Source organism: Sphingobacterium sp. MAE (assembly GCF_056711605.1).
In genome coordinates this window covers 3,245,061-3,271,328 of the sequence record NZ_CM160044.1, presented here as the reverse complement: position 1 = coordinate 3,271,328, position 26,268 = coordinate 3,245,061, and the positions used below count along the sequence as shown (strand labels likewise).

The following is a 26,268-nucleotide window of genomic DNA, read 5'->3' as shown; positions in this document are numbered from 1 at the left end:
TTAAAATTCATAGTATTACCACAACATTTTCTATATGGCGATACAATAATATTTACCGTTTTTTTGTATTTGCCATCTGTTTTTCCAATTAACTTGAAAAGCTACTACATTTAATTAGTCTAGAATTTATTTTTACGGCTTGTAGCGAATTATATTTTGTTATTATACTTTGTGACATTAGAAGATTTCAAAAAGGTATATTACTTTTTCTTAATCTCAAAACAACGTTTTGAATTTGTGGTAATAAGAGCAAAACAACAATTACGAAAATCACACCTATTAACATCAAATCATAATAATCTCTAGTAGCACGAGCCAATATTTGATGACCTACCATTTGATTAAAATAGCCTGTGGATACTGCTTTTGAAGTATAGATATCGCTACCGGCATTCATATATTGATTTTGAATATCCAGTAAGGTAGCTGATAATTGGGGATTGGTTTCCGTGAGTGTTTCCCGAATCTTTTCGCGAACTCCTGATTTTGCAAATAATTGAAGTTCGTTATTCAGTGCCAAACTACCTGTAAACCCCATAAACCTAGCTAATATGCCCACAAGCGATGTATTGATGGCAATTTTGGGAGGTGCTGATGAAGCGGTGAATGAAACAATTGGAACAAATAAGACTCCTGTTGATACACCATAAATAAACATAGGTAGAATGAAATCAATTGTTTCGCCCTGCACAGAAACAAATAGTATCATATAAGCATAATAAATCGCCATTATTCCGAAGCCTACAATAATCATCCTTATCAAGTTGTAACCCATCAGGACAAATCTGGAAGTAACGAACATACTCAGTGTAGTTCCAAAAATTACAGCCGTCCATATAGGAATGGTATTCAGTGGGTCATTTCCTAAAATCACTTCAAGATAGCCGTAAGCAAGCCCTGTACTTCCTTTAAAAATATAAAATGCAAAAAGTAGTAATAGGCCAATGACAAAATTCTTTGTCTTGAAAATCTGCAAGTTGATCAATGGTCGTTTAAGCTTTAATTCTCTGATGATGAAAAGCAAAAGAATAATTAGATTGAATATACTAAGCGTAGTGATTAATGAACTATCCAGCCATCCCAATTGTCGTCCGTACACAAGGATGTATCCTAAGATTAAGATAAAAGACGCGTAAAACAGATAACCTATCCAATCCACCTGATAAAGTGGAATCTTTTTGGTAAATCGAGCTTTACTGTTCATGGTTAACAAAACAGTAATTGTTAGAAGGATGAGTATGATAATAAATCCGTAGAATAGCCAGTTAAAATCAAAGAAATGAATGACCACGCTGGTAAAAATTGAATAAAAAGGAACTGCAATCTGTATGCTGCCATATAGTAGGCTAAAAGCTATTACACGGGCACGTACAGACTGTAATCTAGGGAAAATCAGTTGTAAGACGATGCCTGACATCAATGCACAGGTAATTCCTTGAAAAAACTGGCAAATAACAAACCATGTCCAATCTTTGAAATGAAAACAGATCACAGAACATATTGCATTTACGGCAAGAGCAACAAGTAAATATTTCCTAGGCGCAAAATATTTTACAATCCGAAAATCAAGTGCCAAGAATGCTACGGTAGAGCCATAGATAACGACCATTCCATATTGCACATCTGTAGGTTGTATTCCGTAAAAACCCATTGCTGCAACCGGACTACCGTAAAAAGCGAAGCTAAACAGGCAGGTCATCAGGATAGCAAATATGACGGATCTCGCCCCCCATTCAGATACCCAAGATTTAAAAATCGGTATTTTATGTGCTTGCATCATTAATCTTTTAAAACATAAACATTGGCATTCATTCCGGCGGAGAGCTTTCCTAATTTTTCAGGCGCATCTGTAAGTTTAATTCTTATAGGAATACGTTGAATAATTTTGACAAAATTACCTGTAGCATTATCTGGTGGAAGTAGGGAATAACGTGAACCTGTGGTTGGCGAAAGTGATTCGATAGTACCATTGAATTTTTCATTCGGAAAGGCATCAACTTCTATGGATACCACTTGTCCGATCTTGAAGTTGCCAATCTGTGTTTCTTTAAAATTAGCAATTACCCATTTTTCCTCGGCTTTGTTCACCAAAAAAGCCAATGTTTGCCCAGGTTGTATCAGTTGACCTTCCTGAATGGTCTTTTTACCAATTTGCCCATCAAAAGGTGCAATGATAACCGTATATCGAATGTCCAGTTCCTGCCTTTGAACAAGTGTTTCTTTAATTTTTATCTCTGCCTGTATAGCAATGTGTTGAGCTCTAACATCATTCAGTTTAGATTCTGCAACTTGTAAAGAAGCTTTAGCCTGATTATAATCTGACTGTGCAATGGATAAAGAAGTACTGATGTTGTCGAATTTTTGTTGTGTAGTAGATTCATCCGCCAGTAGATTTTTGTAACGGTCAAATTCTTTTTGCTGTTGGTTCAATCTCGCTTTAGCTCCTTCCAATTGTGCTTTTATAACCTCAATACTTTTAAGTTGTGTTTCTTCGTTTGCCGTCAAGATCGGTAATTTGGTGTGTGAACTCATGAGTTCTGCTGATGCAACATCTTTTTTCAGTCTATACTCGTCCAATTCAATGACAACAAGCGTATCACCTTTTTTAACAAGCTGATTGTCCTTGTAATATATTTTGCTGATATAGCCACCTACTTTTGCGTTGATCGGTGATAGATAAGCATCTATCTGTGCATCATTAGTCTGTTGGTAGCGATATCCTCTTAAGAAATAGGTAGCTCCCCAAATAATGATCCCTACGAATAATGCAATTCCCAACCATTTGGTGAGGCTTACAATAATTTTATCGGTTTTATTTTTGTTCATGATGTTTGTATTAAAGAATTCCTATAATTGCCAGCAGTCTGATATGCGTTACCTTTACGTTTGTTCGTGCTGTTGTAAGATTTAATTTTGCTTCCAATAAAGCGTTTTCTGCTTCCAGAAGATCGGTCAGAAGAGATTCCTGATTTAAGTAGCTACTTTTGATAACACGTACAGTTTCGGTGGTTTTAATCATATTTTGTTCTGCCGTTTCCACGCTCTCCAAAGCCTGTTTTTGCTGTAAATAAGCTTCTTTTACCTGAAGAGAGATTTCGTCCTTCTTCATTTCTGCTTTTTCTTTAGCTTGATTGCTAACAACTTGGGCACGAGCAATGGTATGTTTACTTTTGTACAAATTATCAATCGAATACTGTATTTTAATTCCTGTCTGACCAAATCCCCACAAGTCATTTGAATACGGATAAAAGGAAATCTGTGGATAGTTGTAATTATAATTAGCGTACAAAGAAACTTTGGGCAATAGCGTAGCTTTTACTTGTTTTACGTTTAGTTCGGTCCATTTGATGTCACTACCAGCCATTTTGTATTCAGGAGATTTGTTGATAGCAATGTCCACATAATCATAGTAGTCACCGTCTGTGATAGCGCTTAATTCGATTGCATCTTCGTATTTGATCGCTAGCTCCATATCATTTTCACGTCCCATCAGAATATTGAGCCGTTGTTTAGCTATTTCAATTTTCTTCGTAACATCGGAAAGACTAAGTTCCAGTTGAGATAATTTCACGGAGGTTCTCAGTACATCACTCTTTAGTACGGTACCGTTTTTATGCAGACTTTCTATCACTCTCAATTGCTTTTTTTCTGCTTCAATCTCTGCATTCAGAAAATCATAGAAATGCAAAAATTTGTATAAATCAAAATAAGCAACTGCGACATTATATTTTACACTATGTTTTTGTAGATCAACTTCATATTGTTTTCGTGTCTCTTCTTCCTTTTTTATGGCTATGTTTCTTTTGTCTTTACCACCATTATAAAGATTAAAGTTTAAGTTGTAGCCTACTCCGTACCCATAAGCTTTTACAGGCACATCCTGTGGAGAAGAGAATAATCCATTGTCATAAATCAGAAATTTGGAATTGAGTTTTACATCTCCACTTAACGAAAGCTCTGGTAACAAACGGTCTTTAGCTTCCAATATTTCTATTTTACTCTGCTGATGATTTAGGTCAGATAGTTTCAGTTGTCGATTATTCATTTCTGCAACTTTCCATATTTCTTCCAAACTTAAAGGTTTGACTTTTTCTGTATACTGAGCATAAATACACTGTGTAGATAACAGTAACAGCATGCTCAAAATCCGGGTAGTTTTATATCGTTTCATGAGCTTTCTATTTATAAATGATGGTATCTTTCTTTGCTAACCATTGCTTTAGCATCTTTTTCAACTCTTCAAAAGCAAAGCTTAAATCGACCATTGGCATAAAGGGGCTGGAATAAGCACAAGACAGCCAGTAAATGTTGGCTTTATCAATTTCTTCATTTGTACGACGTAATTTATGTTTAGATTTTTTGACTTGTGTTTCAAGTTCAAAATCTTTGTCGGGTTTTATGATTTTGCGTTTCATTATCATTCTGGTACTATTAATACTGCAAAATTATTCAACATACCTAGCTTCATTTTTATATAATTAGCCTAATATTTGCTATATTTGGCCATATGGATATACTTAGTCAATTAATAAGTATTGTGGATCAAAATCCCGATTCAATCCTCGTGATGAGACAACAAACGGAGCAGCGTTTACCTGCTCATCAGCACGATAAGGCTCAGTTATTATTGGTATATGGTGGAATTGCTTACTTACAAACAGACGAAAAAGATTTCTATATTCCGTCGAATCATTATATATGGATACCCAAAAACTACGCTCACAATCTGATGTTTAATACACAGGATTTGTACATTATCAATATTTATTTTCCAGATGAAAAAACAGATAGTTTTTATGATGAACTGGGTATTTACCCTGTGAGTAAGCTTCTGGCAGAAATGCTCTCATTTAGCGAGAAATGGCAAGGTGATTATTTTAAAGGTTCATGGGAATTTGAATTTCTGACCACGCTTAAAGGGGTATTATCAAAAGAAAATCTCAAAAAATTCTCTATTCAACTTCCTACAACGGACGATCAAAGGCTCAATGCCATAATCGACAGTTTTAGAAATCGATTAAATGAAGATCTAAGTTTAGATAGTATTGCTCAGCAATCAGGAATGAGTGTGAGAAGCTTGACCAGATTATTCCAAACCAAACTGCACATCACTTTTGTTCAATACTTAAAGATGCTACGTATTATCAGAGCGATGGAATTGATAAAAGATACAGATTTGAGCATGACCGAGATCGCTTATGAAGTTGGATATTCGAACATTTCTACTTTTAGCAATAATTTTCAGCTGCTGACTAATATGAGACCTACTGAATTTAAAACCAAATAAGAAGTACGGCTATAGTCGTCTTGGCTATAATCTTCTATAAAATAGCTGATAGTAATTTTTATTTATGTAATCTTAGATTCAGTGGTCTACTGCCGGCTGGCTAGCTATGTTATGCAATATTATCCTTAAATGGATTAACACTTATTTCTATCATTAATTTTTCAAAAAAGAAATATAAACCAAACGTATTCCTGATTTTCTTAGGTTCACTTTCAAATTGTAATTCAGCTTCTGTTAGTAACTTTTCATAGATTTCCCAAACTGCTTGCTCATCCTTCTGATAAAATCCGATGTGGAAATTCTCCGGATATTCAGGCGTATTTTCATTATGGTTCAATTCCTGTCCCCAAATAACTAAGGCAAAATTATTGTCGTTTTCCAGAACTGCCATTTTGTTGTTTCGATTGACAATTAAACTAAAACCTAAATGTTTTGTAAATAAATTTACAGCTTTATTTACGTCTTGTACAACGATGTTGATGTGGTTTAAATTCATTTTATTCTTGTTTTAATTACAGAACAAAATTACTTCTCAGACATCAGGCTAAATTGGATAAATCGGTCGTTTTCGTTTTTATTTAAGATAATTGGTTTTACTCCAGCAAACTTTTTCACTTCCCTGATGAAATGCGACTGGTCTGCATAATCGAGTTGCGGGTAAAAATCCCCGTTTTTTAGTTGTTTTAATGAGTTAGAAAAACGGATAATATTTAGATAGGATTTAAGCGTTACGCCCATCCATTTATGGAAATAACGGTTCATTTGTCTGCTACTCCAAAAAACATTTTCTTCGAGTTCTTTTACAGTAATTTCTCCTTTAGAAGCATAAATGAGTTTAAACAACTTCTTTTTTCGGTCGTCTATTTCTTTGGATAATAACGAAGAAATGACCTTAATAGATTTCTGGTAAAATTGGTTAAAATCGTTTAGATCATCTCTTGAAAATCCCCAGTAATCTGTCGGAAGTGTTTTCTTCGTGTTATTTAATTCCGCAAAAGATTGTTTGAAAATATATTCGGCAGCGATGGGATAAAAGCTGATTGCAAACATTGTAGATTTGGGAAACGGGGGTTTGGTAATGGGAATAGAGCATATTCCGGCAACGAAAATTTCAAAATTTCCATTTTCATCTGCTAACAGAAATAAATCTATTTTTCCATCGGGAACTATAATGCCTTCTTTTTCTTCATCTGAGTGGTTTTTTACCATCCAGATGCTTTCCACCATATTTGTTAGCGGTTCATCGGGCTTAAGACAGATATATTCTAATTTATTTATTGAGAAACACATTTTCTAATCAGCATGAAAATAAATAGACATTTCACAAAATTACAAATTTGACAGCTCGTTACTAAGTCTCATTTTCTACAATATAATCAAAATCATTTGTCAATTTTTTAATTGAGTAGATATGCCCAAAAATAAAGCTCCAAAACAGTATTACTCCAAGAATATTGTTTTACACAAATTTTCTAATACTTAACATATACCCTAAATGCATTCCTTCGTGATTATTATTACATTCAAATGCATCTCTAATCGAATACAAATGACATACAGTACCAGTAGTAGTGTTTGGCTGATTGCTATTATTTATTCTGGCTCCATTTCTTTGGTTTCATAGTGAAATGTCTTTCAAATAATCTGCCGAAATAACTTAAATTGCTAAACCCCAAATGGTAACCGACTTCAGAAACAGAGAAATGTTCTTCACGTAAAAGTCTTGCCGCTTCTTGCATACGCAGATGTTGATAGTATGAATATATTCCTTTACCAAAGACTTGTGTAAATAGTTTTCGAAGTTTGATGACATTCATACCGCTTAACTTCACTAACTCTTCCTGGATAAATGGTTTGTCTATCGAAGCTGCTATTTTGTCTCGGACACGATAAACCGATTCTAATTCATATTTCGACAGATGCTGATAGGGAACATGTGCTCTGCTTGATAAATTTTTAAACAAATAAAACAGTAGCTCGAGCGATTTTAGTCTATAGTAAGCATCTGATAGTGTATCTTGTGTTTTTGTCACTGAAAACTCATTGGCTACTTCTGCAATTTCCGGCGACATAAATTCCTCAATCCAAAGCGTTTTCTCGTTATTAAAAAGATAATCGAATTTCAGATGGTCTTTTCCGATAAAGCTTTTTAAATAATCAAGACTTATAATTATGGTTATCTGCTGAATATTTATATCTCTTGGAAAGTTCACATCACTTTCAGCATGCAACGGCATAATGCGAACGTGTGGCTGTATTTGTTGTAATACTTTTTTATTTGATATCGATGTGTCTAATCGTGAATGGATAATATTTTGAAATGAAATGGATATTCCGTTTTCAAAAGCTGTTATAGGTTTTCTCCGAATACAAAATGTTTGCTTTGCCACAACGGAACGAACCATAACTAACATTTCGGGCATTAAATCTACGATTTTCAGCTCATTGAGATAAAGCATATCCAATTCAGATCTGGATGGTGTAAGCGAAACCCCTAAACGCTTTGCCCAATAGTACATCTCTTGTTTTTTTATATGATCACTCATTTTATCGGACTATTTTTATTTTTTAATGGGATATTTTAGCATTAAAAGTATAAATAAATTTGCAGTATCAATTTAAAAATGTAAGAAATGAAAAAGCATATTCTAATATCCGGAGCAGGTATTGCGGGTTTAACAGCAGCTATTTTTTTGACAAAGCAAGGTCATAAGGTGACTGTAATCGACAGATCGCCTTCATTCAGTAAAGCAGGGTTTCTTATTTCCCTCAAGAGTTTCGGTGTAAAAATCATGGATGAACTGGGGTTGACTCAAAATCTACAGGCAGCATCATCACCTTCTGAAACGGTTCATTTTGTTGAAACCAATGAGGAAATCATTCAAAGCATTGATTATGATAAAATGAATGAGAATATTGAGCGTTCTGTTCTTATATCCCGCGGTGGGTTACATCACGTTTTGTATGAGGCAATCAAGAATGAGGTAAATATACTTGTAGACACGACGATTTCGCAATTGGAAGAAAAATCAGGCAAGACTCAAGTGACGTTTTCAAACGGAAGTATTGTGGATGTTGATTTAGTCGTTGTTTCCGAAGGATTACGTTCCTCAACAAGAGATCGGTATTTTACAAATTGCCAACTAGAGGATTTCAATACGCTTTATGTGGGAGGAAAGTTAAATCTAAATCATGTAAAGCAAGTTGGCGTTTTTAAGATCTATATTGATGTTAACAAAATGTTGTCCATTTATCCCATAGCAGAGGATCAAGTAGCTATTCAATGCTATATACGTAATTCAGAAGATATTAGTACTCTTAAAAATAATGCTTCATCTATTCTTAAGAGTACTTTTACTGATTATAATTCAGAAGTGAAGCAACTACTAGATAATCTTTTAGATGAGGGGTTGTTTTTCATGGATAAAATGGGGATGGTGAATGCGAAAAACCTTATTAATGGTAACTTGGTTTTGTTGGGAGATGCCGGTTATTGCCCTACAGCTTTATCAGGAATGGGAGCTTCACTGTCTATTTATGGTGCAAAAGCATTGGCACACTTTATTGCTAAATACCCTGATGACATCTGAACCGCCTGTGATAGCTACAATAGGCTGATGCAGCCAATTGTAGAAAAATTTCAGACCAATGCAAAGAATAATGCGGCATCTTTCCTTCCAAAGAGCCAAGCAGATTTGGAAAAATTTGTTGCCGGATTCCGGGTTGCTGATGATAAAGCCGTTCAAAAAATAATGACAGAACCCATAGTTTTAACCAAAGATCAGGAAAACTTTATATTGAATTGATTTAATTGTAAAATACACAAATGCTCTATCAATTTTACTGCAAAAAGTTATTTAGATTAATGCCTGTTAAAATTGTCTTCTCCTTGCATTTTTTTGTGTCTAAATAAATATTCAAGAGTGATTTAAGGAGGCTTATTCTTTAGCTTTCGAAGTTGTAAAATACTCAACCTCGAAAGCTGAATTTTTTATAATTTCATTAAAATACAAATTGCAGATCGCTTAACCCAGAGCGATACCTTCGATTTAATTATCATTAAGTTGTAGATATTCAATTACCTTTCCATCTTTTTGTTCTACAATAAAGCGAACACCAGTACTAACTCTGTTAACGGGAATAATTATTCTTTTTGACTCTTTTTCAAGTATTTTCCAAAAAGCTTCCAAATCGTCAACTACAAATATTGCATTCACCAAGCTAGGTATCTCGAGTGCTTCAGGACCATCCACAGCACCTAAAATAACAAAATGATCCACTAAATTTAATTGATACCCGTCGTGGGCAGCTGAAAGAGATACACCTTTACCGGTAATTTTTCTATAAAAAGCTACTGTACTTTCAAAATCATCAGTAACAATTGGTAACAATACTATTTTAATTTCCATAAACTTAATCTTTAACTTTGCAACAAAGCTATGCTGATCGTCAGTAGTACGCAATAACTCATTTTTTTATTAGTAATGTAATGGGAAATAAAATTAAAGAGAGCTCTACCAACCAAGCCAATAGAATAATATTGTCAAATAGGTGTAGAGTAAATGATATACTTAGTTTGGTAGGTAAACGCTGGCTAATGACCATATTATATGAAATTTCATTAGGGAATAATCAATTTTCTGCACTAACTAAAAGCATTCCTGAAATTTCGGAACATGTTCTTGCAACTCGTGTAAATAATTTGGTCGAAAACAACTTAATAGAGAAGAATGAAAGAATGAATACGACTCCTTTACAGATAATTTACTCTACTACTGATAAAGGGAAACAACTCTTATCACTAGTCGATAACTTATGCAAATGGGATGGATATTGGAATAACTAATATATTGTTTATGAATATAAAGGAAGAAAAAGTGATGTTGGCAGATCGTTATAAATAGAAAATTAGTCACCCTTCACCAATGATTATATGAAGGATGACTATTGTTAAACCTACGGTGATGCGAACTATCGAGGCCATGTACTATTCTTACTTTGATGGGTAGTTTTGAATAGATTTATAATTCCTTCATAATCTTAAGCAGTAGTACCCATATTAGGATCAATATCTAGTTTCATTTCATTTGTCAAGATTTTCCTTTTCTATGACAAAAGCTTTTAATTCTGCAATTTTTCCATTTTCGAAACGCCATATATCGCAATAATTATAGTGGTGGTAGATGCCATTTGGCGCCTTCAAGGTGATTTCACCTGTCACGGTTACCAAATTGCCTTCTTCAATGGTCGTTTCGACGGTAAACACAGGTGGTTCCACATAAAATTCTTTCATATAGTCTCGTACTTTATCTTTACCGTCGAGGATACGTTCACCTACAAAAACCCATTTTGTATCTGGTGTACAATGAGCTAGAAAATCCTCATAATTTCCCTTTTTAACAAATTCATTTGCTTGATGTAATATCGTTGCATTTTTCATTTTTGTTTCTTTTTTGATGTGAATTAATTCATTAATGCTTGTATCTGGACTGCTGTCATATAATTCCATTTCTAAGCTTTCTCCCTGATTTTGATAGCAGTTATTCGTATTTTGAGCATTTGTAACTGGCCGAGATGTATTTTGATTAGTAAGATATCTCATCGCTTGTACAGTAATGCAGACTACTAGTAAAATGGATATGGTAAATGCCAGTTTTTTCACGTTAATATTTTATTTATACGCCAATTCATTAGTTCTAATCTTGATCCTTGCTGTACCTTTCATATGCCTATTGCTAAGTCATGGCTTAGTTTAATAATGTTTAGAATATCCGGATTAAGTATTACAAACTTTCCGAGGTTTCCTCCATCATTTCGATTCCGAATTCTTTTAAGCGGGTACTGATATTATGACTTGGAACAATAGTTTCTGGAAGGTGTAAACCTCCAACCTTATGTTCCGGCTGCCCATTAAGTCCTAATATTTTTTCTGCAATCAAGTATACGCCAACAGCGGTTAGATGAGAATTTCCTCTCGGGCCCGATACGATTGTGCTGAGTTTTCTTTTTTCGCCGGATAGTAGGGTGCCTTCAATCGTAATGTATAAATCATGTGAAGCTTGCAAGCCTTTATTGCTACCTATTGATTCCCCTGTGATAAAATCGAACCGAATATTTTTCGCACTCGTAAAAGCGGCAATGCTCGGTACATCCAGTGTGCTAAGTGGATAACCTATTACTGAGGAATGATTGTACAAATCAATAGTTCTCGGGTTTTCCTTTGCTTGTAATGATAGCCAATTTCCCTCCTTGCGGATCAGAGCATTACCAACAAAACCACTGACTTCGTTGGCAACTAGTGGTCCAACACTATCCTTTGGGTCAAATAACCCGGCAATTTCGATCGTTTTTATATGGCTGAATTTATTCGCTAGTTGTTTAACCACAAGGGTTAATATTCCTGCTTGCCAATGTCCAGCATATACAACTGGCGCAATGATCGTTTTGTGCAGGCCTAGAAATGCTGTGGGAGAAATTTGATCAGCTAATTCGCTGACGGCAATACACGCAATGCCCTTTAAGATAGCAGTCTCTCTTACTATATTACGATGATCATCCACTGCTGATATGATCAGATCAATTTTTTGAAAGTGACTTAAATCGAAGCCTTCTTCAAGGTTGATGTAAGCTGTTTCTGTATGATTTAATTCCTTCGCTAAAGATATTCCGTTTTGCGGATTTCTGCCCGCTAGAATAAGTTCGATGCGATGATCAACTTGTCTGATTAGTCGTGCTATGTGACTCCCAACCATACCGTAACCGCCTACAATTAATACTCGTTTTTTCTGTGATTCCATCTTGAAATTTTTTAAATTATATACTTTTTACATTTAACAATGCAGTTTAAGCGTGTGGTCTGTCAAAATTTATCTAGAAACTCCAAATATGATTTGACACCATGTGCTAGATGGCTTTCCGATATGTTGTGCTCTATCCCATAAAAAGCAAATGGAGGTTGGTAATTAACTTTGACATATTGAAAAGTCAACTCAAAAGGTCGTGTGAGTTCCTGTAAGGTGTATTTGTATTTTCCTGTTCCCTTCAAATCGTTTTCATCTAAGCCCAGAGATATCGCCATGGTTATTTTCTTCCCTTGCATCCGATATCCGCTTTGACTGCCATATGCCCACCCATGAGTCAACACGTCATCAAACCACTGTTTTAACAGAGCGGGGCAGTTAAACCAGTAAAAAGGAAATTGGAAAACAATTTTATCATACTGTTCGACTAGGCGCTGTTCGGCCAAAACATCGATATTTCCGTCTGGATAACTTTCTTGTAAATGGTGTACGGTATATTTTTCAGGATACTTAAGCAGTTCCTCAATCCATCTCTTATTTATCCCGACTTAGTTATATGAGGATGGACGACAATTATTAAAGTTTTCATATTTCAATTATTCATTTGTTGAAGACAAAGTTAGGGTTCCACATGAAGTTTTGTATATTGCCAGCTAATTGTTAGGTACTATAAATAATGTAAGTAATGAGTGAAATCAAACAAACCTCAACCAACTTTTCCAATAAGGCTGCTCTGAGCGATGAATGTCCGGAAGCATACGCCTCAAATATCATTGGCGGTCAATGGACATTGGTGATATGTTCTTGGTTGTTAAGTGGTAAACTTAGATTTGGAGAGCTAAAGAAGAAACTACCTGGTATTACTGAACGGATGTTGACTTTGCAACTGCGTAAGCTCGAAGAGAATAAAATAATCAGCCGGACTGTTTATGCTGAAGTTCCGCCACGTGTAGAATATGAAATGACAGAAATTGGATATGCGTTGAAGTCTGTTATTAAAGAGTTAGAGGCTTGGGGAGAAAGCCATAAGAAATTGACAGGTAAATAACCTAATATGCCTGTATGAAATCATTCGCTTTTCTATTTTTATTAGAAAATCAAATGATTGAAATTGACTTTAAGAAAAATTAGTGATCAAGATAATTCACCAAAATCGGTTCTTTAATCTAGTTTTTGACAAGAATTTTATCCGAAAGTAGCTTTGTTATTAAAAAGATATTTCCATTGTGCAACGGAGAGTCGTACAATGGAAATATACACAAGAATAGCTTATTTGCTATTCAGTAATTTTTCTAAATATTCAACCTTCGATTTTTCGGCTTCAAGAAGGCGTTCGTAGAGTTTTTTGTTTTCTTCGTAGACTCCGATGAGTTTGTCTATAGGATTGAAAGAAAATGTTGGGTTTGAGCTCCAAGCACCGTTATAAGAACTATTGTCATTAAATGTCTTTACAATATTGAACACAGCTTCTTCACTAAAATTCTCAACTGCATCTGGAGTTACGTACAATATTTCGGCTACTTGAGCAAAAAGATCTGCTTCTATGAATTCACTTCTTTTTGTTAATGTTGGAAGGTTTTATTTTGAAAATGGTCACGTAAGTAGCAAGCAGTAATTTCGTGCCATTTAGATGTCCTGAAGCCATCATAACATTAATAACAAAGGATTTAGTTTTTTATCAAAACCCATATGAATCTTTTGGCAAAAATGTCAGCTTCATTACCTTACCAGCACATGAGGATGGTCGTGTAGAAGTACGAGGGATAGTCGGAAAATATTACTATATTGATAAAGAGTTAGTAATAAAAATAGAAATATATACCGGTAGTATGTCATATATCTATTTTAGTCTTTAAAGTATAATTACTTCTATTTTATGATTTTTTTAAGGTCTAGATTGTATTGGATATTACCTGCTTTAATTTTTATTGGATTGAATATCTACAGTTATTATTCATCTGAAATTAAGGGAATAGGCTTTCCGTTTTTATTCTTAGAATTTGGCAGTAATAATGGCCAACAAGGTACGTCAATCAACATAGGTTTGATACCAATCAACATTTTATTCGATATATTTATACTTACATCGGCAATATTACTATTTTATTTTTTTTTTAAAATAACTAAGAGAAAATCCAATTATTAGAGCAATCAGAAGCTGGGCAGATCTGAAAGCTTCAATACAAAATAAAGCCATTCACTCCGTTCATTACTTTTGTTGTTTATATACTTTTTGTTAAAACTTACGTTTACCCACGTATATAAACAACAAAACCCGACTTAATAGTCGGGCTCTATTTTGTCTTGGCGGAAGAGGAGGGATTCGAACCCTCGGTACCGTTTCCAGTACGACAGTTTAGCAAACTGTTCCTTTCGGCCACTCAGGCACTCTTCCTCGTTTTGACATTGCAAACATAAGGCAATTATTTTATTCTGCAAAGTCTATTTTATAAAAAAAATAAAAAAAAATCGTAAGGTTTTAGTAAGCGATTGTATGTCAATTTATTGCTCATCCAATAAATTTCACTTATTTTTTCTTACTGAGATCGTAATCAACCCTGACATGATAAATACTCTTCAACATGGCCTTGAAAATATTTGAAGACTCCGTGATTTCCTTCAATGTGATGTTACTATTTGCAAATTGATTTAATTTTAATTTGTGTTCAATGATCTTATCAACTAGTGTATTGATCGACTCTTCTGTGTGCTCTTTAAGGGCTCTAGAGGCTGCTTCTACAGAATCGGCCATCATGAGTACTGCCGTTTCTTTGGAATAAGGAATTGGCCCTGGATATTGATACAACGATTCGTCAACAAGTTTGTCCGGATTGTTCTTGATAAATAAATTATAGAAGTAATCGACTTTTGTGGTACCGTGGTGTGTTTTGATGAAATCGATAATCACATCAGGAAGTTGATTTCTCTTTGCTATTTCAACTCCTTTGATGACATGGGAAATAATAATTTGCGCACTCTGTTCTGGAGATAGCTCATCATGTGGATTCTTTTCTGTTTTTTGATTTTCAATAAAAAACTGTGGGTTTGTTATTTTTCCGATATCATGATATAATGCTCCTGCACGTACGAGTAGGGGATTTCCGCCTATTCTATAAATAGCAGCTTCCGCTAAATTAGCGACTTGAAGCGAATGCTGGAAAGTCCCTGGTGCTTTAAAGGATAGTTCTCGTAGTAGTTTGGAATTACTATTGGTAAGTTCCATGAGCGTTAAATCCGAAACAATGCCAAAGAGTTTCTCAAATGCGTATACCAATGGATATGCCATTAAGGTAATCATGACACTGACAACAAAAGGTATGACGTCCATGATATTGATCGTACTCAGGGAACCATTTCGTGTGAGAAGAAGACCAAAATAGGCAATGAGGTAAGTGGCGAGTATAATCGCAGATGAAATAAAGAACTGCTCTCTCTTAACTAGAGTTTTGATGCTATAGATCGCAACTATACCGGCCATAAATTGTAAAAAAACAAATTCATATGAATTGGGAACGAATAAAGCGGCTAGCAATACCATGAGTAGATGGATGTTTAAAGCTACTCTTGAGTCAAATAGAATTCGGATGATGATCGGTACGGAGCAAAAGGGGATATAGTATAAATTGGGAATCTTAATTTTAATCGCCCACGATAACGCACCGAGCATCCCGATGATCACAATCATAATAATCGAAAGTAGGCGGTTGTTGTAGTAGATATCTTTTCGGAACAGATAGAGAAATACCAATAAGATGGATAATGCTAATGAAATAATCAAAAACTGACCTAAGGTAACATAGGTTTGGTTACCTGATATTTTACCTTCGTCTTCGTAGATCTTACGAAGTGATTCTAACTTTTGGTAGGTTTCATTGCTGATAATCTTATCCTTCTCGGCTATAAGCTCGCCTTTTTGTACCACCCCCCGAGTAGAGGAAATATTGGCTAAAGCTGTTTGTTCTAGTCGTTCTGTTTGTTGATCGTTGTAGACGTAATTGAGCGTAATGTAGTTTTTTAAGGTTTCTAATAGCCACTTTTTGTAGACGATCTTGGACGAATTGTTGAGGACTGAATTTGCATATTCATAGGATGATTCTATGGTGTAACAGTCGGCTGTATTTTTTTGAGTGGCTACTTTGTCTTGGATCAGGGTAAAATTATACTGTTTTGCAGCGGGACTTTTGTCGTCATTTCGATTTTGAAATCGATTATTAAGGGATAAAATACCACGATCATAGAGATGTGATAATATCGCATTACCTACTGCTCTATAGTCTTGGATTTTTTGAGGGGTCGTATCCAATTTATTGGTTTGCCATCTTTCAGCTAAATCCGTTTCAAATTGATCAATCTGTTCTCTACTGATGGTCGAATTGACATCGTAGATAGGTTGAATGGTTTTGAGGATATTTTTTTTATCCTCATTTAATTCTTCTTGTGTTTTAAGAATAGCAAAATTATAGGGGGAAATTAAATTTTCATGATCCCACACTTTTCCTTTCTGAAATTCGTAACGAAAGCGTGCTTGCTTGGGAAGGAATATACAAATAAGAATAATGGTCGCCAATATTAAACTGATCTTACGAATGAGGTTAAGATTGTTGTCGGATTCGCGATTATATTTAATTTTTAATCTACTCACGGAATTGAATTGTTGTTGGATAATAAAGAATTACTCAAGCAAATGTACTTAAAAATGTCCTATTATTAAGTTCTTTATCCATAGCAATCGGGGCTATATTTAATTTTTTTGATTTAAATTCGAGGCTTCCGCAAGACTTAATTATCTTTGTGAAAACAAATCAAAGACTCATGTCAAGTAAAAAGCATCTTATTGCACCTTCAGTTTTGGCAGCGGATTTCGCTAAATTATACGATGATATTATAATGGTAAACAATAGTGAGGCCGATTGGTTTCATATTGATATCATGGATGGCGTATTTGTGCCAAATATTTCTTTTGGTTTTCCGGTCATGCAAGCAATTGCAAAACATGCTACAAAACCGTTAGATGTACATTTAATGATTGTAGATCCAGATCGTTATTTACAGGTGTGCAAGGATTCGGGAGCTGCGGTGATTACCGTACATTACGAAGCATGTACGCATTTGCACCGTACTTTAGCGGCGATTAAGGAGTTGGGATGTAAGGCGGGGGTAGCATTAAATCCACATACTCCGGTTTCTTTGTTGGCAGACGTTATTGCTGACTTAGATTTGGTCTGTTTAATGTCTGTTAATCCTGGTTTTGGAGGTCAAAAATTTATTCAGCATACGTATACTAAAGTAAAACAATTGCGTGCTATGGCAGCGGGTGTGAATGATGGCTTGTTAATCGAAATCGATGGTGGGGTTGGTGTAGGTAATGCTGCTGCGTTGCTTCAGGCTGGTGCTGATGTGTTGGTTGCCGGTAGCTCGGTTTTTGCAGCTGCTGATCCAACGCAGTCTATAGCAGACTTAAAAGCGGTTGATATTCAGTTACAAAATATTTAATCAAAATAAAAGGGTATAAAAAAGGGGGAAATCAGACATGGTTTTCCCCTTTTTTATACCCTTTGCTACGATCATATTTAATATCAGCGTCAAAATATACTGATATGAATTGCTGTTTATTTGATGAAAATCGTCTGCAAATAATTGTATGTTAGGGCTTTATTTTATTTTATTATGGAAAATAATTCTTGTTTAGAATATTTCCAAATTGAGTGAATAAATGGTAATGATAGCTATTAACTATTGATTTTTAGTATTTTTGTGCTCACATTTCAGCATTGATTTTATCGAGAAATAGATCCTTAAAACCAATAAAGTGTAAAGTTAATCTTAGTGTCACGGTGTCTTGTATAGCATGATGTTTTTTTTGGCTTAATTTATTAAACTTGTGGCTGTATTGGAAAACTGCAATGTGTATTTTTTTGAACAGCCTTTAACATATAAAAGATTTATAAACTATGAGTATTTACAACGATTACGTACAAGAGGTTGTAGAACGAAAAGGTCAAGGATTAAATCCTAAACCAATTGATGGAGCAGAATTATTAAGTGAGGTTATTGCTCAAATTAAAGATTTAAATAACGAAAATAGAGCTGATTCTCTGAACTTGTTTATTTACAATACCCTGTCTGGCACGACTAGTGCAGCTGGTGTAAAAGCAATATTCTTAAAAGAAATTATTCTGGGAAAAGAGGTAGTCGCAGAAATTACACCAACTTTTGCATTTGAGTTATTATCTCATATGAAAGGTGGTCCTTCTATCGAAGTACTTTTGGATTTGGCGTTAGGGGATGACGTAGCTATTGCGAAGCAGGCTGCTGAAGTTCTTAAAACACAAGTTTTTCTTTATGAGGCGGATACTACGCGTCTGAAAAATGCTTTTACTAACGGTAACGTCATTGCAAAAGAAATTCTAGAGAGTTATGCTCAAGCTGAATTTTTTACAAAACTACCTGAATTGCCAGAAGAAATAAAGGTGGTTACTTTTATCGCTGGTGAAGGTGATATTTCTACGGATCTGTTATCTCCAGGTAACCAGGCGCATTCGCGCTCGGATCGTGAGCTACATGGTCAATGTATGATCACTCCAGAGGCACAACAACAGATTAAAGCTTTACAGGCACAGCACCCAGATGCTAGTGTGATGTTGATTGCTGAAAAAGGTACTATGGGAGTGGGGTCTTCTAGAATGTCAGGTGTAAATAATGTGGCATTGTGGACAGGTAAACAAGCTAGTCCTTATATTCCATTTGTTAACATTGCTCCAATTGTGGGAGGTACTAATGGTATTTCTCCAATTTTCTTGACTACGGTAGATGTGACAGGTGGTATTGGAATTGATCTTCAGAATTGGAAGAAAAAAGTAGATGCAAATGGTGAGGTTATTCGTAACGAAAATAATGAGCCCATTTTAGAGCAAGTATATTCAGTTGCTACAGGTACTGTTCTTACGATCAATACTAAAACTGAAAAATTATATCATGGAGATCAAGAGTTAATCGACATTTCTAAATCTCTTACTCCTCAGAAAAGAGAGTTTATCAAAGCAGGTGGTTCTTATGCTATTGTATTTGGTAAGAAAATCCAAACATTTGCGGCTGGGGTATTAGGTATTGAAATTCCAAGAGTATTTGCTCCTTCTAAAGAGATTTCTATTGAAAACCAAGGTTTAACTGCTGTAGAGAAAATCTTCAATAAAAATGCTGTCGGTACAACTCCAGGAAAAGTATTACATGCTGGTTCTGATGTTCGTGTTAAGGTGAATATTGTAGGTTCTCAAGATACAACAGGTTTAATGACTGCTCAAGAGTTAGAAGCGATGGCTGCAAAGGTCATTTCTCCAACAGTAGACGGTGCTTATCAATCAGGTTGTCATACGGCATCTGTATGGGATAAAAAAGCGCAGGCTAATATTCCTAAATTGATGAAGTTTATGAATGACTTCGGATTGATTACAGCGCGTGATCCAAAAGGAGAATACCATGCTATGACCGATGTTATCCACAAGGTATTAAATGATATTACGATTGATGAGTGGGCGATCATCATTGGTGGCGACTCGCATACGCGTATGTCCAAAGGTGTAGCTTTTGGAGCTGATTCGGGAACTGTTGCCTTGGCATTAGCTACTGGTGAAGCTTCGATGCCGATTCCAGAATCTGTAAAAGTAACATTTAAAGGGAGTATGAAACAGCACATGGATTTCCGTGATGTGGTTCATGCGACACAATCTCAGATGTTACAGCAATTTGGTGGAGAGAATGTATTCCAGGGTAGAATCATCGAGGTTCATATCGGTACACTACTTGCCGATCAGGCGTTTACATTTACGGATTGGACTGCAGAAATGAAAGCAAAAGCTTCTATCTGTATTTCCCAAGATGAGACGTTAATTCAATCACTAGAAATTGCTAAGAGCCGTATCCAAATCATGATTGATAAGGGTATGGAAAATAAAAATCAAGTATTACAAGGATTAATCGATAAAGCTAACAAACGTATCGAGGAAATTAAAACGGGTGTAAAACCTGCTTTGACTCCAGATGCAAATGCAAAATATTATGCTGAAGTGGTGATCGATCTTGATATTATTGATGAACCGATGATTGCTGATCCTGATGTCAACAATGTGGACGTTTCAAAACGTTATACGCATGATGCTATTAGAGAGCTTTCTTACTATGGCGGTGACAAAAAAGTGGATTTAGGTTTTGTAGGTTCTTGTATGGTACACAAAGACGATTTAAAAATCGTTTCTCAAATGCTGAAGAACGTCGAGAAACAACTTGGTGTTGTTAAGTTTAATGCACCATTGGTTGTTGCAGCTCCTACTTACAACATCATAGATGAATTGAAAGCAGAAGGCGACTGGGAATATTTGCAGAAATATTCTGGTTTTGAATTCAGTGATATTTTACCAAAAAGTACAGCACGTACTGAGTACGAAAATATCATGTATTTAGAGCGTCCGGGGTGTAATCTATGTATGGGTAACCAAGAAAAAGCAGCAAAAGGTGATACGGTAATGGCTACTTCTACTCGTCTTTTCCAAGGTCGTGTAGTTGAAGATCGAGATGGTAAAAAAGGTGAATCTTTATTAGCGTCTACTCCAGTGGTTGTGCTTTCTGCTATCTTAGGTAGAATTCCAAACATGCAAGAGTATAAAGCTGCTGTTGAAGGTATCAACTTAACCAAATTTTCGCCTATTTCGACAAAGTAAAAACTAATACTGGAGTTTGAGTAAATAACTTATATAAGTATCATAAAATTAGAAATATATGGCTTTTGATATAGAAATGATTAAAAAGGTATATAACCGTTATGAGGAGCGTGTAAACGCTGCTCGTAGCTTGGTTAATAAACCTTTAACCCTATCTGAGAAAATTTTATATACTCACTTATGGGATGGAAATGCAACTGAAACATACGATAGAGGTGTATCTTATGTTGATTTTGCTCCAGATCGTGTAGCAATGCAAGATGCGACTGCACAAATGGCACTATTGCAATTTATGCAAGCGGGTCGTCCTCAAGCGGCTGTTCCATCAACAGTACACTGTGATCACTTGATTCAAGCGAAAGAAGGTGCTCAAGTAGATTTGCAAAGAGCGAATACAGAATCAAAAGAAGTATTTAATTTTTTAGGTTCTGTGGCAAATAAATATGGTATCGGTTTCTGGAAACCAGGAGCGGGTATTATTCACCAAGTCGTTTTAGAAAACTATGCTTTCCCTGGCGGTATGATGATCGGTACAGATTCACATACGGTTAATGCTGGTGGTCTAGGTATGTTGGCTATTGGGGTTGGTGGTGCAGATGCATGTGATGTCATGGCTGGTCTACCTTGGGAACTTAAATTTCCTAAATTAATTGGTGTTAAATTAACAGGTAAATTAAGTGGCTGGACTTCGCCTAAAGATGTGATCTTAAAAGTTGCGGGTATCTTAACTGTAAAAGGTGGTACTGGTGCTGTTGTAGAATATTTCGGTGAGGGTGCTCAATCTATGTCTTGTACTGGTAAAGGTACAATCTGTAATATGGGTGCTGAAATTGGTGCAACGACCTCTACATTTGGATATGATGAGTCGATGGAGCGTTATTTACGTGCTACTGGTCGTGCTGATGTTGCTGATGCGGCAAATGCTGTTAAGGAACACTTAACTGCCGATGCTGAAGTATACGCAAACCCGGAATTATATTTTGATCAACTTATTGAGATTAATTTATCTGAACTCGAGCCTTCATTAAATGGTCCTTTTACACCAGATCTATACACACCAGTTTCACGTATGCGTGAAGAGGCTGCTAAAAATGGTTGGCCTACAAAAGTGGAGTGGGGATTGATCGGTTCATGTACAAACTCTTCTTATGAAGATTTGTCACGTGCTGCTTCTATCGCTAAACAAGCGGTTGATAAAGGTTTAGTAACGAAGGCAGAATTTGGTATCAATCCGGGTTCTGAGCAAGTTCGTTATACTGCTGATCGTGACGGTTTATTGAAAACTTTCGAAGATCTGAATGCAACCATCTTTACAAATGCTTGCGGTCCATGTATTGGTATGTGGGATCGTGTAGGTGCTGAAAAGCAAGAGAAAAATACAATCGTCCACTCATTCAACCGTAATTTTGCAAAACGTGCGGATGGTAACCCGAATACATTTGCTTTCGTAGCTTCTCCTGAGATCGTTGCAGCAATTGCAATTTCGGGTGATTTGGGCTTCAACCCTTTGACAGACACGTTGACTAATGCTAACGGTGAGCAGGTTAAGCTGGATCCTCCTACTGGTGATGAATTGCCTGAAAAAGGATTTGCAGTAGAGGATGCTGGATATCAAGCTCCTGCTGAAGATGGTTCTGCTGTCGCAATTGATGTAGATCCTAATTCTGACCGTCTGCAATTATTAGAGCCTTTTGCTGCTTGGGAAGGTACTGACCTGAAAGGTTTAAGATTATTGATTAAGGCTAAAGGTAAATGTACTACTGACCATATTTCTATGGCTGGCCCTTGGTTGAAATACCGTGGTCATCTGGATAATATCTCCAACAATATGTTGATCGGCGCTGTTAATTACTTCAATGAAAAAACAGATTCGGTTAAAAATCAATTGACTGGTGAATATGGTCCTGTTCCTGCGACACAACGTGCTTATAAAGCTGCTGGTATCGGATCGATCGTAGTTGGTGACGAAAACTATGGAGAAGGTTCTTCTCGAGAGCATGCTGCTATGGAGCCTCGTCACTTGGGCGTTCGTGCGGTGTTAGTGAAATCTTTTGCTCGTATCCATGAGACGAACTTGAAGAAACAAGGCATGTTAGGTTTGACTTTTGCTGATAAGGATGATTATGATAAGATCCAAGAGGACGATGTAATCGACATCTTAGGATTGACAACTTTTACTCCTGGACAGCCACTTACTCTGGTCCTTCACCACGCGGACGGAACGGAAGATCAAATTTTAGCAAACCACACTTACAATGCTCAACAAATTGAGTGGTTTAAAGAGGGTGGTGCTTTGAACATTATTCGTAAAAATCAAGTAAAATAAAGTAATTATTTTGCTTATCTAAATATAACCCGGTACTTTTGTGCCGGGTTTTTTATTGACAAACAATATGAATAAATTTTTATTGGCCTTAAGTGTGCTAACAGTGTCTGCTTCTTCTTTATTTGCACAAGATCATAGTAGTGAATTACCTGCAAAACCAATCGCTAAAAGTATATTCAATCCGAAATATTCGCGTACGGAAAGCAACAAAGGCAAGTTTTATTTTCACTGGGGATATAACTTTTCATCTTATGCCAAAAGTGATATTCGGTTTAAGGGTACGGGATATGATTTTACTTTATTGGATGTAAAAGCATCGGATAGACCGACTAAATTGTCGATGACCTATATTAACCCTGCTACAATTTCTATCCCTCAATTCAATTTCCATTTTGGGTATTTTATCAAAGATAATTATTCGATATCATTGGGCTGGGACCATATGAAATATGTGGTGGATATTCCACAGACGGTACGAATTAAGGGACATATCAGTCCTGAAATTTCTGAACCTGGCATTCCAACTGGTGGTATGGCCGGAACTTACAATGGTGAGCAGGTTACTTTAGTGGATTCGGTACTGAAATTTGAACATACAGATGGATATAATTTTGCTTCTGTTGCCTTGGAAAGACATGACGATATCTGGGTTTCTAGAACTGGGAAATCTTATTTGTCAATGGAAACAGGTGCTGAACTTGGGCTGCTAGTGCCAAGAACTGATGTTCGATTATTTGGAGTAGGAGAGAATAACTTTTGGAATATTGCTGGTTATGGTGCTGCAGCAAAAGTTGGTTTGCAATATCACTTTTTGAAGTGGATGTATTTGCAAACAAGTTTTAAAACCGGGTGGACAGATCTTAATAATATCCGTACTACGGGGAGAAACAATATTGATAAGGCAAGTCAGTCGATATGGTTCTTTGAGAACTATTGGGTGCTTGGTTTCAAATTCTAAATTTTAAAAGCGGATGATTGTCATCCGCTTTTTTTACATTAAATATCTGAAAGCTGAAAACTTTCTTTTAGTCTTATTCCTTTTTCTGTATGCTGTAAAGTACAACAAGCATTGACCGCATCATGTTCTAAGAAAAGGATGTATTCTCGATCTACTATCTCTTGCCAGTAGTTATTCCTTTCTTCCATGGTAGTGAGCGGTCTTATGTCATAGCTCATGACGTAGGGAAGGGGAATATGTCCTACCGAAGGAAGTAAATCTGCCATATACAAGATTGTTTTATTTTTATATTGAATTTGGGGCAACATCATGGATTCGGTATGTCCGTGAGCATACCTGATCTGAATATTTGGACCAAATGGGCTGCTCTCTTTTTCAATAAATTTTAGTTGACCACTTTCTTGTATAGGTATTATATTTTCCTCCAAAAAAGAAGCCTTTTCTCTTGGATTTGGATGAATCGCCCAATCCCAATGTGCTGCATTGCTCCAATAATTAGCATTAGTAAATGAAGGACGTAATTTATCTCCTTGACGTGCAATGGCGCCACCACAATGATCAAAATGCAGGTGTGTCAAGATTACATCCGTGATATCTTCTCTATTGAAACCATGTTTTGCTAATGATTTATCTATGCTATTGTCTCCGTGTATATAGTAGTGTCCAAAAAATTTTTCAGATTGCTTGTCGCCCAATCCTGTATCAACAAGTATTAACTTTGCGCCATCTTCTATCAACAGTAAACGATTGGTCCAAGTACACATATTATTGGAATCGGCGGGATTTGTTTTATGCCATATGGATTTAGGTACTACACCAAACATAGCTCCACCATCTAATTTGAAGTTTTGAGTTTCAATCGTATATAACTGCATAATTTTTTCTTTTTATGTATCTTATACGAATATACTAGTTTTGATCAGTAAAATAGAGGCATCAATGACAAGATCGTATAACGATTAATTTTCAATCATTTCTTGATAAATCAATTGGATACAATCCTTTAAAAATGGATTGAAATCGGTGTACTCGGGGACACGGCAACCATTGGTGATGACTACTATTCCAAATTTTGCTCGGGGATCAAAAAACATAGCGCTATAAAGACCGTATGCAGAACCTGTATGTCCGATCAACGTTTTATGCGGAACTAATTGGTCAGTTGACCTGAGTGCTAGTCCATAGCCTTCATCAGATGTAATGGGGGTCTGCATGATTTTTGAACTGCTTTTTTTGATGATCTGCTGACCATTAAATCCTTTACCATAATTCATGTGCATACCCATATACTTCGCTAGATCAACGGCTGAAATTTTCATTCCTCCAGTAGGAGAGAAGACGGGAGTGGAATGGCCTAATGTGTAATTTTTGATTTCTAATGATCGCGGATTATAGGCACTGGTTTGGGGACGGAATCCACTTTTATCATGGTCATATTCATAAAGTGTGACAAACTTGTTTTTATCTAAGGAGTCAACACAATAACCTGCATACAATTGCAAAGGATCTAGGATATGTTCTTTGATATATAAATCAAATCTTTGTCCGGATAAACGTTCAATCACTGCTCCAATCATATTAAAATTGAGGTTGCAGTATGCATATTTTGTCCCTGGCTCATAGTTGCTATACGAGTTTATGTATTGATCTGAATGCGTAGGATTGATGACTTCTAAGTCAAAGTATCCATTTTTATCATTGATACTTGAGGTATGCGAAAGTATCATTCGTAATGTAATTTTCGTGTTTGGAAAATTAGGGTTTCTAATTTTGAATCCAATCAAATCACTGAAATCATCATCCAGGTGACATTTCTTTTGCTCGATCAATTGCATAATGGCTGTTGCCGAAAATGATTTGGAAATTGATGCTATTCTAAATATATCATCATTTTGTAAGGCTTGATTCTCTTCTATGTTTTTAAGTCCGTAGGAATTCGAAAATATTAATTTATTGTTTTTTATGACAGCAACTGATAGGCCAATAGCCTGATATTTTTGCATGATATCGGTTATTTTTTTATCAATAACAGTTGGTTGAGCTCGGCTTACTTGACTGCAACAGAAGGCTCCGAGTATAAGAATGAATAAGAATTTTTTCATGATTTATGGATTAGTATCGAAAGGTATAAATAATTAATAAATATAGTTGCATTAGTTTGCATTTTTGTGTAGTCTTATTGC

The 26,268-nt window shown here is 35.7% G+C and carries 24 protein-coding genes and 1 tRNA gene; 9 read left to right on the top strand and 16 right to left on the bottom strand.

The window, feature by feature from the left end; genetic code table 11:
- Positions 1 to 187 precede the first annotated feature (187 nt).
- Genes AC06G9_RS14075 through AC06G9_RS14060 form a run of 4 tightly spaced genes read right to left on the bottom strand, consistent with a single transcriptional unit; the run spans position 188 to position 4,415 of the window.
- Positions 188 to 1,780 (bottom strand): MFS transporter, encoded by a 1,593-nt coding sequence (locus AC06G9_RS14075; protein ID WP_480956536.1) that lies wholly within the window; start codon positions 1,778 to 1,780, stop codon positions 188 to 190.
- Entirely contained in the window at positions 1,780 to 2,826 is a 1,047-nt protein-coding gene (locus tag AC06G9_RS14070) for an HlyD family secretion protein (protein WP_480956535.1), read from the bottom strand. The genes AC06G9_RS14075 and AC06G9_RS14070 overlap by 1 nt, the downstream gene beginning before the upstream one ends.
- 10 nt (positions 2,827 to 2,836) lie before the next feature.
- Positions 2,837 to 4,171 carry a TolC family protein gene (locus tag AC06G9_RS14065; RefSeq protein ID WP_480956534.1) on the bottom strand — a complete coding sequence of 445 codons (1,335 nt, stop codon included), beginning with the start codon at positions 4,169 to 4,171 and terminating at the stop codon, positions 2,837 to 2,839.
- Positions 4,172 to 4,178: 7 nt separating this feature from the next.
- Positions 4,179 to 4,415 carry a hypothetical protein gene (locus AC06G9_RS14060; protein ID WP_480956533.1) on the bottom strand — a complete coding sequence of 79 codons (237 nt, stop codon included), beginning with the start codon at positions 4,413 to 4,415 and terminating at the stop codon, positions 4,179 to 4,181.
- A 92-nt stretch (positions 4,416 to 4,507) separates the two neighbouring features.
- On the opposite strand from AC06G9_RS14060, the gene AC06G9_RS14055 reads away from it, so the two are divergent.
- Positions 4,508 to 5,287, top strand: coding sequence for a helix-turn-helix domain-containing protein (locus AC06G9_RS14055; RefSeq protein ID WP_480956532.1), 780 nt, complete (start codon positions 4,508 to 4,510; stop codon positions 5,285 to 5,287).
- Between the two features lie 109 nt (positions 5,288 to 5,396).
- Here AC06G9_RS14055 and AC06G9_RS14050 read toward each other — a convergent pair whose 3' ends face one another.
- The 3 genes from AC06G9_RS14050 to AC06G9_RS14040 form a co-directional block, all read right to left on the bottom strand.
- The gene (locus AC06G9_RS14050) at positions 5,397 to 5,783 is read right to left on the bottom strand and encodes a VOC family protein (RefSeq protein ID WP_480956531.1); all 387 of its coding nucleotides are present in this window, start codon (positions 5,781 to 5,783) and stop codon (positions 5,397 to 5,399) included.
- 29 nt (positions 5,784 to 5,812) lie between these two features.
- The gene (locus tag AC06G9_RS14045) at positions 5,813 to 6,577 is read right to left on the bottom strand and encodes a DUF6597 domain-containing transcriptional factor (protein ID WP_480956530.1); all 765 of its coding nucleotides are present in this window, start codon (positions 6,575 to 6,577) and stop codon (positions 5,813 to 5,815) included.
- Positions 6,578 to 6,876: 299 nt separating this feature from the next.
- A complete protein-coding gene (locus AC06G9_RS14040) occupies positions 6,877 to 7,833 on the bottom strand; it encodes a helix-turn-helix domain-containing protein (RefSeq protein ID WP_480956529.1) in 957 nt (318 codons plus the stop codon).
- 87 nt (positions 7,834 to 7,920) lie between these two features.
- On the opposite strand from AC06G9_RS14040, the gene AC06G9_RS14035 reads away from it, so the two are divergent.
- Both AC06G9_RS14035 and AC06G9_RS14030 read left to right on the top strand, forming a co-directional pair.
- Positions 7,921 to 8,877 (top strand): FAD-dependent oxidoreductase, encoded by a 957-nt coding sequence (locus AC06G9_RS14035; RefSeq protein ID WP_480956528.1) that lies wholly within the window; start codon positions 7,921 to 7,923, stop codon positions 8,875 to 8,877.
- Positions 8,878 to 8,904: 27 nt separating this feature from the next.
- Positions 8,905 to 9,093, top strand: coding sequence for a hypothetical protein (locus tag AC06G9_RS14030; protein WP_480956527.1), 189 nt, complete (start codon positions 8,905 to 8,907; stop codon positions 9,091 to 9,093).
- Between the two features lie 243 nt (positions 9,094 to 9,336).
- On the opposite strand, the gene AC06G9_RS14025 is transcribed toward AC06G9_RS14030, so the two are convergent.
- On the bottom strand, positions 9,337 to 9,696 hold the full coding sequence (locus tag AC06G9_RS14025) for a VOC family protein (RefSeq protein ID WP_480956526.1): 360 nt from the start codon (positions 9,694 to 9,696) through the stop codon (positions 9,337 to 9,339).
- 80 nt (positions 9,697 to 9,776) lie between these two features.
- Between AC06G9_RS14025 and AC06G9_RS14020 the strand changes: the two genes are divergently transcribed.
- On the top strand, positions 9,777 to 10,133 hold the full coding sequence (locus AC06G9_RS14020; RefSeq protein ID WP_480956525.1) for a winged helix-turn-helix transcriptional regulator: 357 nt from the start codon (positions 9,777 to 9,779) through the stop codon (positions 10,131 to 10,133).
- 237 nt (positions 10,134 to 10,370) lie between these two features.
- Here the strand turns inward: AC06G9_RS14020 and AC06G9_RS14015 are convergent, their stop codons facing one another.
- The 3 genes from AC06G9_RS14015 to AC06G9_RS14005 all read right to left on the bottom strand — a co-directional run bounded on the left by AC06G9_RS14015 (position 10,371) and on the right by AC06G9_RS14005 (position 12,605).
- The gene (locus tag AC06G9_RS14015; RefSeq protein ID WP_480956524.1) at positions 10,371 to 10,949 is read right to left on the bottom strand and encodes a nuclear transport factor 2 family protein; all 579 of its coding nucleotides are present in this window, start codon (positions 10,947 to 10,949) and stop codon (positions 10,371 to 10,373) included.
- A 121-nt stretch (positions 10,950 to 11,070) separates the two neighbouring features.
- Positions 11,071 to 12,084: a hypothetical protein gene (locus tag AC06G9_RS14010; RefSeq protein WP_480956523.1), complete on the bottom strand. Its 1,014-nt coding sequence runs from the start codon at positions 12,082 to 12,084 to the stop codon at positions 11,071 to 11,073.
- Positions 12,085 to 12,146: 62 nt separating this feature from the next.
- Positions 12,147 to 12,605, bottom strand: a complete 459-nt coding sequence (locus tag AC06G9_RS14005; protein ID WP_480958188.1) for an NAD(P)H-dependent oxidoreductase — start codon at positions 12,603 to 12,605, stop codon at positions 12,147 to 12,149.
- Between the two features lie 167 nt (positions 12,606 to 12,772).
- On the opposite strand from AC06G9_RS14005, the gene AC06G9_RS14000 reads away from it, so the two are divergent.
- Positions 12,773 to 13,135 (top strand): winged helix-turn-helix transcriptional regulator, encoded by a 363-nt coding sequence (locus tag AC06G9_RS14000; protein WP_045756547.1) that lies wholly within the window; start codon positions 12,773 to 12,775, stop codon positions 13,133 to 13,135.
- Positions 13,136 to 13,356: 221 nt separating this feature from the next.
- On the opposite strand, the gene AC06G9_RS13995 is transcribed toward AC06G9_RS14000, so the two are convergent.
- From AC06G9_RS13995 to AC06G9_RS13985, 3 genes are all read right to left on the bottom strand, one after another.
- Positions 13,357 to 13,596: a hypothetical protein gene (locus AC06G9_RS13995; protein ID WP_480956522.1), complete on the bottom strand. Its 240-nt coding sequence runs from the start codon at positions 13,594 to 13,596 to the stop codon at positions 13,357 to 13,359.
- A 796-nt stretch (positions 13,597 to 14,392) separates the two neighbouring features.
- Positions 14,393 to 14,482, bottom strand: a tRNA-Ser gene (locus tag AC06G9_RS13990).
- Positions 14,483 to 14,614: 132 nt separating this feature from the next.
- Positions 14,615 to 16,729, bottom strand: a complete 2,115-nt coding sequence (locus tag AC06G9_RS13985) for an HD family phosphohydrolase (RefSeq protein WP_094773445.1) — start codon at positions 16,727 to 16,729, stop codon at positions 14,615 to 14,617.
- A 170-nt stretch (positions 16,730 to 16,899) separates the two neighbouring features.
- Between AC06G9_RS13985 and rpe the strand changes: the two genes are divergently transcribed.
- The 4 genes from rpe to AC06G9_RS13965 all read left to right on the top strand — a co-directional run bounded on the left by rpe (position 16,900) and on the right by AC06G9_RS13965 (position 24,085).
- On the top strand, positions 16,900 to 17,580 hold the full coding sequence (gene rpe / locus AC06G9_RS13980) for a ribulose-phosphate 3-epimerase (protein ID WP_045752529.1): 681 nt from the start codon (positions 16,900 to 16,902) through the stop codon (positions 17,578 to 17,580).
- Positions 17,581 to 18,038: 458 nt separating this feature from the next.
- Positions 18,039 to 20,801: a bifunctional aconitate hydratase 2/2-methylisocitrate dehydratase gene (locus AC06G9_RS13975; RefSeq protein ID WP_094773444.1), complete on the top strand. Its 2,763-nt coding sequence runs from the start codon at positions 18,039 to 18,041 to the stop codon at positions 20,799 to 20,801.
- A gap of 58 nt (positions 20,802 to 20,859) precedes the next feature.
- Entirely contained in the window at positions 20,860 to 23,127 is a 2,268-nt protein-coding gene (locus AC06G9_RS13970; RefSeq protein ID WP_293925046.1) for an aconitate hydratase, read from the top strand.
- 67 nt (positions 23,128 to 23,194) lie between these two features.
- Positions 23,195 to 24,085 carry a hypothetical protein gene (locus AC06G9_RS13965; protein WP_045752532.1) on the top strand — a complete coding sequence of 297 codons (891 nt, stop codon included), beginning with the start codon at positions 23,195 to 23,197 and terminating at the stop codon, positions 24,083 to 24,085.
- A gap of 38 nt (positions 24,086 to 24,123) precedes the next feature.
- Here the strand turns inward: AC06G9_RS13965 and AC06G9_RS13960 are convergent, their stop codons facing one another.
- A complete protein-coding gene (locus AC06G9_RS13960; protein WP_094773443.1) occupies positions 24,124 to 24,960 on the bottom strand; it encodes an MBL fold metallo-hydrolase in 837 nt (278 codons plus the stop codon).
- Positions 24,961 to 25,044: 84 nt separating this feature from the next.
- The gene (locus AC06G9_RS13955) at positions 25,045 to 26,187 is read right to left on the bottom strand and encodes a serine hydrolase domain-containing protein (RefSeq protein ID WP_480956521.1); all 1,143 of its coding nucleotides are present in this window, start codon (positions 26,185 to 26,187) and stop codon (positions 25,045 to 25,047) included.
- Positions 26,188 to 26,268 lie beyond the last annotated feature (81 nt).